The organism is Fonticella tunisiensis, assembly GCF_004364155.1.
Classification (GTDB): domain Bacteria; phylum Bacillota; class Clostridia; order Clostridiales; family Caloramatoraceae; genus Fonticella; species Fonticella tunisiensis.
The window spans coordinates 51,021-59,730 of record NZ_SOAZ01000018.1 but is presented as its reverse complement, the minus strand read 5'-3'; the positions used below and the strand labels follow the sequence as shown (position 1 = coordinate 59,730).

Here is an 8,710-nt window from a genome sequence, read left to right as displayed (position 1 = left end):
AAAATCGGAATTTACATATTTCAATTATTATTCATCTAAACCATTACATATCAAGGGGCTACGCCCTATTTATTTTTTTAGCTGCGAAATTTCTGGAAACATAATGTGATACGATATGTGATAAAAATTACAGTATCACTTATCAATAAATATTATACTTCTATTGTGCAGATAATATTGAAGGGAGAGATAACATGAGTGCATTTTTAGCGCCAATACATTCATGGGTATTTAACAAAATAAAATTATATGAACATCTCGAAAAGAATTTAATTGATGCCTTTGAAGATAAATTTGGCAGCGATATTAAAACAATAGTTAAATCTGCCCAGGAAAATTACGGCCTTCCTCTTGAAGATAAGCCTATAGAAGATCTTATAGATTTATCAAATATCCATGGCTGGCTTCAGGGAAGAATTGACATTGCAGAAACAAGACATGCTGAAATTCTTGCAAAGGCATTCAAAAAGTATGGCCAGGAAGCAGTTGACATTGCTCTTAAGGTTTACGAAGAACAGGGGGCATACTGTGGAAATGAAGCAAAGTCCCATTTCCCCATCGGTACAGCTCCTGAAATATATAAAGCTCTAAATAACTACCTTCTTGAAGGCATGCCCTGCGACCTTGTAAACATCGTTGTAAAAAATGAGCCTGACAGGGTTCAGTGGAACAACATTAGATGTCTCCACAGGGGATACTGGGAATCAGTAGGTGCAGATATTGAAACCCTTTACAGACTCAGACATGCCTGGATAAAATCCTTTATCACAAATGCTAATAGTGACTTCACTTATAGGGTAACACCCTCTGAGTTTGACGGCGAACCCGGCTTTGTAAATGAAATAGTTAAAAAATAAAACCTTCTGGTGTCAATTTCAGAAGATTTAACCTTACAGTCGAAAAGTGAATTATAAAAACTTCCTGCAGTTTATCTGCAGGAAGTTTTTTAAATACGCGACGAATATTGTTTTATCCATAAAAAAGTGATTAAATAATATTAGAACCTATCACAGGGGGAGTTTATATGGAACAATTCGGTAGAGTAATTAAAGTAAAGGGAGATAAAGCAGAGGTTGAAGTTTTCCGCGCTTCAGGCTGCGGAGGCAACTGCGGCTCATGTGGCGGCTGTGAAAGTACAAGCCTCATAGTTGAAGCAGAAAACTCTGTAAATGCATCAGTTGGCCAGTTTGTAAAAATAGATTCATCGACAAAGGGAGTTATGTTTGCAGCCTTTATTACATACGTAATCCCTGCAATACTTTTAATAGCATCCTATGCAGCAGCTTTCTATACACTTATATCAAAGGGCTACTCCAAAAGTGCAGAGCTTATAGGGGTAGTTGTCGGTCTTGCAGTCCTTGGACTATATTTTCTAATTTTAAAAGCCATGGATAAGAAGCTTGTAAAAAATAAAGGATTGGCTATAAAGATAGTACAGATAATAAAGTAATTCAATGTGATACTCTGAAAAATATATACGCTTATATTGGTGATCAATCATTCATTTACTGCTAGTTTTGTCTTTAAAAGACTCTGCAATAAAATAACATATTCAATTTACTGCTTCGCTTGCGCAGAGAAGTTCTAAGATTCGGGGTAGCTGCAGCCAAGTAAGCTTTTAAAGCTGACTGAACTTAAACACCACGAACTCCACTAAGGCTTCTCAGCTGCCCACTCATTAAGAACTTCTACTTGCCCCCTCGATGTGTATTTCATATATTATATTATCTCCGCTTTTTTGAAAAAATAGCATGTCCATATTCTGCAGATAGCAGCAGATTATTATTGGTCAGAACATTAATTATTATAGATCTAAAATGTCATACATCTCCTTAAGTGAAGTTATAGTATAATCCGCTTCCTTAACTGGTGGAATTTCATATGTCATATAGAGGCAGGCTTTAATACCTGCATTTTTAGCCGCAAGCACATCAAGTTCTCTGTCTCCCACTCCAAGGGCACGGCTTTTATCAATTTTATATTTATTTATCAAATATAAAAAACCCTGGGGATGGGGCTTTCTATTAAAGCCGTAGTGTTTTGTAACTATTTCGGCAAAGAGAGATTCCATTTCATAATATTTTAGATATTTATGAGTTGAATTTCCCCTGTGAGTGAGAAGAAAATTTCTTCCCTCCTTCTTAATCACAGCCTCACATATCTCCCTTGCATATGGAAATGGAGCCCTTTTAGTCTCTTCTATATTTTTTTCATAGGCGCTGTACCTTTCAATAAAATCATCCCTTAAAGAATATTTATCCTTATAATGATTAACTGCACAACTCAGCGAGCTTTTCATAAGACTTAAAATATCTTCTCCATCCTCCTCTATACCATCCTCCTTTAAAGCTCTTTGAAAAGCATCAACCATACCGGGATATGTATCAAAAAGCGTTCCATCAAAATCCCATATGATATCCGTGAACATAACGCAATCCTCCATTTTTTCGTTTTCATTTATTAGTATATCCCCATTATATCATTATCTTTAAAACTAAAAATTGCTGGAACATTTTTAGCAGTAATAAGCCGTGGATAATAAACTGATAGAAGTTCTAGCTACTCTAAACCATCATACAGCATTTTCCCTAAAAAACGAATGATTTTATTTACAACATCCTGAAACTCCCTATCATTCATAACCTCAATATCGCAATACTTCTTGTACAAGGGATATCTTTCCTGATAAAGCTCATAAATCTTTGACGCATCTCCTGCCAAAAGAGGTCGTACAGATATATCGATATCCTGAAGTATCTTCTCTATCGGCCGGTTTATAAAGAATATGACTGAATTTTCCCGTAATATTTTCATATTGAGAGGAACCTTTACTGCTCCCCCTCCGGTAGATATCACCGAGGGACGATTTTGACTGATTTCCCTTATGGCTTCGCTTTCTATTCTTCTAAAATGCTCTTCTCCATGCTGAAAAATCTCCTTGATTGTCTTTCCTGCTTTTTTTTCGATGTACTCATCCACATCATAAAAAGGCAGCTTAAGTCTTTCCGCAACAATCTTTCCTATACTGGATTTACCGCAACCCGGCATTCCTATAAATACGATGTTTTTATTGGTATCCATTCTTTTTCCCATACCTTCTCCCTCCTTAAAAACACTTTCAATAATCTAGTTATTGGAGGTATACCTGTCATTTGATGCATCTCTTTCCTTAATTCTAACAACTCCTTCATTTGCATCCCACACCTTAAAACCTTAATTGGAATACAGTAAATCTAAAATAGCCATGGCTGTTACAGCTTCCACTACGGGTATGGCCCTTTGTACAATACAGGGATCGTGACGTCCTTTCACTTGCAACTGTGTACTCTCTTTTTTAGATATATCAATGGTTTTTTGAATCTTTCCTATAGAAGCTGTAGGTTTAAAAGCAGCTCTAAAAATTAAGGGCATTCCACTTGTAATTCCTCCTAATATTCCTCCGTTATGATTTGTAAATGTCTTTACTTTTCCATTTTCTATGTAATACTCATCATTAGCCTGAGAGCCCTTCATTTTTGCAATCTCAAAACCTGTTCCAAATTCTACTCCTTTCACCGCAGGAATAGAAAATAATAGATGTGCTAGATTGCTTTCTACAGAATCGAAAAAAGGAGAACCTAAACCTGCCGGCAAATTCACCGCTGCCGCCTCTATCACTCCACCAATAGAATCCAGCTCTTTTTTTGTTTCCAATATCAAATTTTTCATTTCCTGGCCTTTTTTTTCATCTAACACGGGAAAACTGTTTCTTCTAAGTTCTCTCAAAAGCTGAGGTTCTATTCTTACTTTATCAAAAGGAACGTCATATATCCCTCCTATATGGTAGATATGACTTCCAATAAAAATCTCTCTTTTAGCTAAAATCTGCTTTGCCACAGCTCCTGCAAAGACCAGAGGAGCAGTTAAACGTCCGGAAAAATGTCCTCCCCCTCTATAGTCATTAAATCCTGCATATTTGACATAGCCTGTATAATCTGCATGTCCCGGCCGTAAAACGTTTTTCAGCTGCTCATAGTCCTTTGAATGCTGATCGCCATTCCATATAACAGCGCATAGTGGAGCCCCTGTAGTATGATCATTAAAATATCCGCTCAATATTTCAAAACTATCCTTTTCCTTCCTTGGAGTAGAAAATTCATTTTTTCCAGGGGCCCTTCTCCCCATCTCAAATTCAATCTCCTCCAAATCAAGGTTTATTCCAGGCGGAAGTCCATCAATAGTTATCCCTATTGCTTTTCCATGAGATTCTCCAAAAATTGAAAACTTAATCCTTTGCCCCCATACTCCACTCATTTACAATTCCTCCTAACATTAAAAAGTCTTTAAAAAATTCAGGATAGGATTTTTTTACAGCACCGCTGTTTATGATCTCCACCGGTTCAGTGCATTTTATGGAAGCAATAGAAAGTGCCATCGCTATACGATGATCATTCCAACTATCCACTGTTCCTCCTCTTAACTGCTCTTTTCCATGAATCACTAAGCCTTCCGACTCTTCTTTTACCTCTGCACCTAATTTATTTAGCTCTGTAGCAATCGCCTTTAATCGGTCAGATTCCTTTATTCGAAGTCTTCCTGCATTGATAATTTCAGTCGTCCCCTCACTGAGTGCCCCTAAAACTGTCAAGATTGGTACAAGGTCAGGACACTGGGAAGCATCAATGGTAATCCCCTTTGTCCTTGAAGCCCTTGTTGTGATTGTATCCCCCTCTATGGATATATTTCCTCCCATTTCCTTGATAATGTCTACAATGACTTTATCCCCTTGAAGGGAATTCCTATTTAAATCAGTACATTCAACCTGTCCTCCAAGTATTCCTGCTGCCAGCCAGAAGGCTGCTTGAGAAAAGTCTCCTTCCACCTTATAATTCTTTGCAACATATTTTTGATTCCCTGGAATGTAAAACTCTCTATAACGACGATTTTCAACCCTTATGAAAAACTCGCGTAAAACATCCAGGGTTAAATCAACATATCCTTTGGACTCCAATTCAGTGGTGATAATAACCCTGGAATCTCCCTCTAAAAGTGGAAGTGCAAATAGAAGCCCTGTAATAAATTGAGAACTTATATTTCCTGCTATTTCGTAATCTCCCGGCGCAAGATATCCCTGTAAAGTAAGGGGTAGCCCTTCTTGACTGCTATAATATATGTTTTGTTTTTCAAAGATTTTATAATAAGGAGTTAGGGGCCGACTTGTTAGACTACCTCTACCCTGGAACGTGATCTTCTCCCCTGTCAAAAGAGCAATGGGAATTAAAAAACGTAAAGTTGAGCCAGATTCAATACAATTAATTTCTTCTTCCCTTAGATGCAGCGGCTGTGCCCCTTTTATCACCAAACCGCTGCGGTTCTTTTGAATCTCTACTCCTAACGCTTTCATACCATTACAGGTAGCTGTAATATCCTCAGAAAATATCACATTCTCTATATGACTTATTCCACTGGCAAGTCCTGCAGCTATAATTGCTCTATGGCAAAGGCTTTTCGATGGGGGAATCTTTACTTTTCCCTGCAGCTTCGATGGTGTGATTCTTACACAGTTCAAACCCTGAGTTCCTCCCTTCTATTTCCTAAATATAAAGAAGCAAATTCAGCAATTCTCCTGCAAAAGCATAGAATCTTGTTTTGCCTCCACATTGATTTTAGTGGTTTGTCTCGGCTTTAACTCCTACCATTTATTTTAGCTATTTCTCTTAGGGATGTCATCAATGTACAGAATCTATCAGGTTTGATGGATTGTTCTCCATCGCTCTTATTTTAGGAGCTTCAGAGACTGTGCCTACAGTAAGACAGGCTTTCAGTGCATCAAAACAGATAAATCCTTAATACTTCATAAACATATGCAGATAACAAAAACCTCTCTAAGAAGCTAAATGCTTTCAGAGTTATCTCTGTTCACCATCTTTGACCGCAGTCTGTTCATATTTATTTTTAAGTTTAATGCTTTCAAATGCTCTTCCTCTAATCTATTTTTAGTGAGAAGAAACAGGGATTTTATAATTCCTGTTTCTTCTCATGATATAAAAATGTGCACAAAAATAATATGAAGAAAGTGGATGAACGATAAAATAGAAAGGCACAGGCCTTTCTATTTTATCATGCTTCTATAAAGCTTTTCATACTCTCCTGCCGACCTTTCCCAGCTAAAGTTGCTATCCATCGCATTTTTTACAATTCTGTTCCATTTATCTTTGTCGTAATAAAATCCTACAGCACGCCTTATGGTATAGAGCATATCGTGGGCGTTATAATTTGTAAAACTAAAACCATTCCCCTCTTCTGTATATTCATTGTAGGGCACTACCGTGTCCTTAAGCCCACCCGTTTCCCTGACTATAGGAAGGCTTCCATACCTCAGAGCTATTATCTGTCCAAGGCCACAGGGTTCAAAGCGTGAGGGCATAAGGAAAAGGTCCGATGCTGCATAGATCCTGTGGGCAAGGGTGTTATCAAACCTTATGTTTGCTGACATCTTATCACAATATCTATAAGCATAATATTTAAACATATCCTCGTATTTTTTTTCTCCCGTCCCTAAAACCACCATTTGAACATCCATATCGAGTATTTCATTTAATACACAATTAACTAAATCGAGCCCCTTTGAATCTACAAGCCTTGTTACCATTCCCATCAGGGGAACGTCCCTCTGTGGAAGCCCCAGTTCCTGCTGAAGCCTTATTTTATTCTCCTTTTTATTTTCAGCTCCATTTTCATAAACTGCGTATATAAACCTATCGGTATACGGATTGTACTCATCATAATCTATTCCGTTTAATATTCCTGTTAAATCACATTGCCTCTTTCTAAGTATTCCATCAAGCCCTTCTCCAAAGTAGGGGTATTTGATCTCACCTGCATAGGTTTTGCTAACAGTTGTTAGCTTATCTGAAAATACAAGGCCACCCTTCAGGCAGTTTACAGATCCGTAGTATTCCAGCCCGTCAATGTTGAAGTACTCATCCCCAAGTCCTAATATATCCCCAAGTATACTTTTTGAGAACACTCCCTGATAGTGGAGATTGTGGATTGTAAAAACCGTTTTTATATCGCTATAGAAAGGATTCCCTCCATAATGCGCCTTTAAAAATACGCTTAAAAGTCCAGTATGCCAATCATGGCAGTGAAGTATATGGGGCTTAAAACCGAGGTGGGGAAGGGATTCTAAAACTGCCTTAGAGAAAAATGCATATCTTTCGGGATCATCGTTATATCCGTAAAGCCCTTCACGCTTAAAGTAATATTCGTTGTCTATGAAATAAAAGTGAACACCATCATACTCCATTTCCTGTATTCCGCAATATTGATTTCTCCAGCTTAAAGGTACGTTAATTACCTGTCTGGTCGTCATCTTTTCCTTGAAACTCTCTTGTATGCCTCCATGTTTTGGAAGCATCACCCTTACGTCCAGCCCGTATTTCTTTAAAGCCTTTGGAAGGGATCCTATAACATCTGCAAGTCCCCCTGTCTTTATAAACGGAACCCCTTCTGAAGCTGCAAAAAGTATATTCATTTCATATCCCCCTGTTATATAACTGTTTTTTTCTCTATTACAATCGGAAAGCCATCAGAACCCGTAATGTGGCGCCCCTTAGTAATTTTGCTGTCTTTATCAAGAATTACATTTTCGAGTATGGCTTCCTCCCCTATTTCACAGTTTTGCATCACGATGCTGTTTTTAATCTGTGCTCCCTTATGAACTTTAACCTTTCTAAAAAGTATGCTGTTTTCAACATTACCTTCTATTATACATCCATTCGCTATTAAGGAGTTTTTAACCGTTGAACCCTTCATATATTTTGCAGGACCGTTGTCCATTGCCTTTGTATATATTCTTCCATTCTTAAAAAATATCTCGTGCCATTTATCGGTGTTTAAAAGCTCCATGCTGTATCTGTAATAATCCTGAATCGAATTGACGTGTGCAACATAGCCATCGAATTTAAAGCCGTATATTTTAAGCTTTCCTATGTTTTCTATTATTCCGTTTTTGACAAAATCAGTTTTTCCCCTTGATATGCATCTCTGGGTAATCTTGGCAAGAAGCTTCTTACTTAATATATACATATTCATTGACATGGCGGTTCCTATACTTTCATCGGGACCTACTTCCATATCAAGTATTCTTCCATCATCTCCAACCTCAAGATTGGTACACATCGATAAATCCCTCATATCATCTCCCATATCCTTGTAGATTACCGTAATATCGTTACGATTCTCCATGTGAAATCTCAGTGCCTCACTGTAGTTTATATTGCAGAGTATGTTTACACCGGATATTATAACTTCTTTCTGTTTACACCTTGCTATATAATCGAGATTACTGTGTATTACTTGAAGATCCCCCATTAAAGCCCCTGGTATTCCGAAATCATATCCAGGTGGAAGTATAAAAAGCCCATCTCTTTTCCTGTCGAGATCCCATTCCTTGGGTGAGCGCAAATGTCCTATAATCGATCGATAATTCCTCTGAACGAGTATTCCAACGTTTTGAATCCCTGAATTTATCATGTTTGAAAGCACAAAATCGATCATCCTGTACCTTCCCCCAAAGGGGATTGAGGCCATGGAACGGTAATTTCCTATCTCCTTAAGATTATAATCATATCTTGCGTCGTTGATGATTCCTAACACTTCATTCATCTATTTCACCCCAACCCGTTTTTATAAATCATCTCAGCATCTTTTGAAAATAAAACCATCA

9 protein-coding genes are annotated in these 8,710 nt (G+C 37.6%); 2 read left to right on the top strand and 7 right to left on the bottom strand.

Annotated features, from left to right (window positions below; translation table 11 throughout):
* Positions 1 to 194 precede the first annotated feature (194 nt).
* Entirely contained in the window at positions 195 to 857 is a 663-nt protein-coding gene (locus EDD71_RS10560) for a hypothetical protein (RefSeq protein WP_133628706.1), read from the top strand.
* A 167-nt stretch (positions 858 to 1,024) separates the two neighbouring features.
* Complete coding sequence (locus EDD71_RS10555; protein WP_133628705.1) at positions 1,025 to 1,450, top strand: SoxR reducing system RseC family protein; 426 nt, start codon at positions 1,025 to 1,027, stop codon at positions 1,448 to 1,450.
* A gap of 354 nt (positions 1,451 to 1,804) precedes the next feature.
* On the opposite strand, the gene EDD71_RS10550 is transcribed toward EDD71_RS10555, so the two are convergent.
* The 7 genes from EDD71_RS10550 to glgD all read right to left on the bottom strand — a co-directional run bounded on the left by EDD71_RS10550 (position 1,805) and on the right by glgD (position 8,649).
* Positions 1,805 to 2,428, bottom strand: a complete 624-nt coding sequence (locus EDD71_RS10550; protein ID WP_133628704.1) for an HAD-IA family hydrolase — start codon at positions 2,426 to 2,428, stop codon at positions 1,805 to 1,807.
* Between the two features lie 131 nt (positions 2,429 to 2,559).
* Positions 2,560 to 3,093 (bottom strand): shikimate kinase, encoded by a 534-nt coding sequence (locus tag EDD71_RS10545; protein ID WP_243116448.1) that lies wholly within the window; start codon positions 3,091 to 3,093, stop codon positions 2,560 to 2,562.
* On the bottom strand, positions 3,051 to 3,191 hold the full coding sequence (locus EDD71_RS15385) for a hypothetical protein (RefSeq protein ID WP_166636444.1): 141 nt from the start codon (positions 3,189 to 3,191) through the stop codon (positions 3,051 to 3,053). The genes EDD71_RS10545 and EDD71_RS15385 overlap by 43 nt, the downstream gene beginning before the upstream one ends.
* Positions 3,192 to 3,213: 22 nt before the next feature.
* A complete protein-coding gene (gene aroC, locus EDD71_RS10540; RefSeq protein WP_133628703.1) occupies positions 3,214 to 4,293 on the bottom strand; it encodes a chorismate synthase in 1,080 nt (359 codons plus the stop codon).
* On the bottom strand, positions 4,265 to 5,548 hold the full coding sequence (gene aroA / locus EDD71_RS10535; RefSeq protein WP_133628702.1) for a 3-phosphoshikimate 1-carboxyvinyltransferase: 1,284 nt from the start codon (positions 5,546 to 5,548) through the stop codon (positions 4,265 to 4,267). The genes aroC and aroA overlap by 29 nt, the downstream gene beginning before the upstream one ends.
* A 543-nt stretch (positions 5,549 to 6,091) precedes the next feature.
* Positions 6,092 to 7,516 (bottom strand): glycogen synthase GlgA, encoded by a 1,425-nt coding sequence (glgA, locus tag EDD71_RS10530; protein ID WP_133628701.1) that lies wholly within the window; start codon positions 7,514 to 7,516, stop codon positions 6,092 to 6,094.
* 14 nt (positions 7,517 to 7,530) lie between these two features.
* Complete coding sequence (gene glgD, locus EDD71_RS10525) at positions 7,531 to 8,649, bottom strand: glucose-1-phosphate adenylyltransferase subunit GlgD (protein ID WP_133628700.1); 1,119 nt, start codon at positions 8,647 to 8,649, stop codon at positions 7,531 to 7,533.
* Positions 8,650 to 8,710: the final 61 nt, after the last annotated feature.

Coding starts and splice junctions, on each gene's coding strand:
- EDD71_RS10560 (WP_133628706.1), top strand. CDS start 195: ATGAGTGCATTTTTAGCGCCAATACATTCATGGGTATTTAACAAAATA.
- EDD71_RS15385 (WP_166636444.1), bottom strand. CDS start 3,191: ATGAAGGAGTTGTTAGAATTAAGGAAAGAGATGCATCAAATGACAGGT.
- glgD (WP_133628700.1), bottom strand. CDS start 8,649: ATGAATGAAGTGTTAGGAATCATCAACGACGCAAGATATGATTATAAT.
- EDD71_RS10555 (WP_133628705.1), top strand. CDS start 1,025: ATGGAACAATTCGGTAGAGTAATTAAAGTAAAGGGAGATAAAGCAGAG.
- EDD71_RS10550 (WP_133628704.1), bottom strand. CDS start 2,428: ATGTTCACGGATATCATATGGGATTTTGATGGAACGCTTTTTGATACA.
- aroC (WP_133628703.1), bottom strand. CDS start 4,293: ATGAGTGGAGTATGGGGGCAAAGGATTAAGTTTTCAATTTTTGGAGAA.
- EDD71_RS10545 (WP_243116448.1), bottom strand. CDS start 3,093: ATGGGAAAAAGAATGGATACCAATAAAAACATCGTATTTATAGGAATG.
- glgA (WP_133628701.1), bottom strand. CDS start 7,516: ATGAATATACTTTTTGCAGCTTCAGAAGGGGTTCCGTTTATAAAGACA.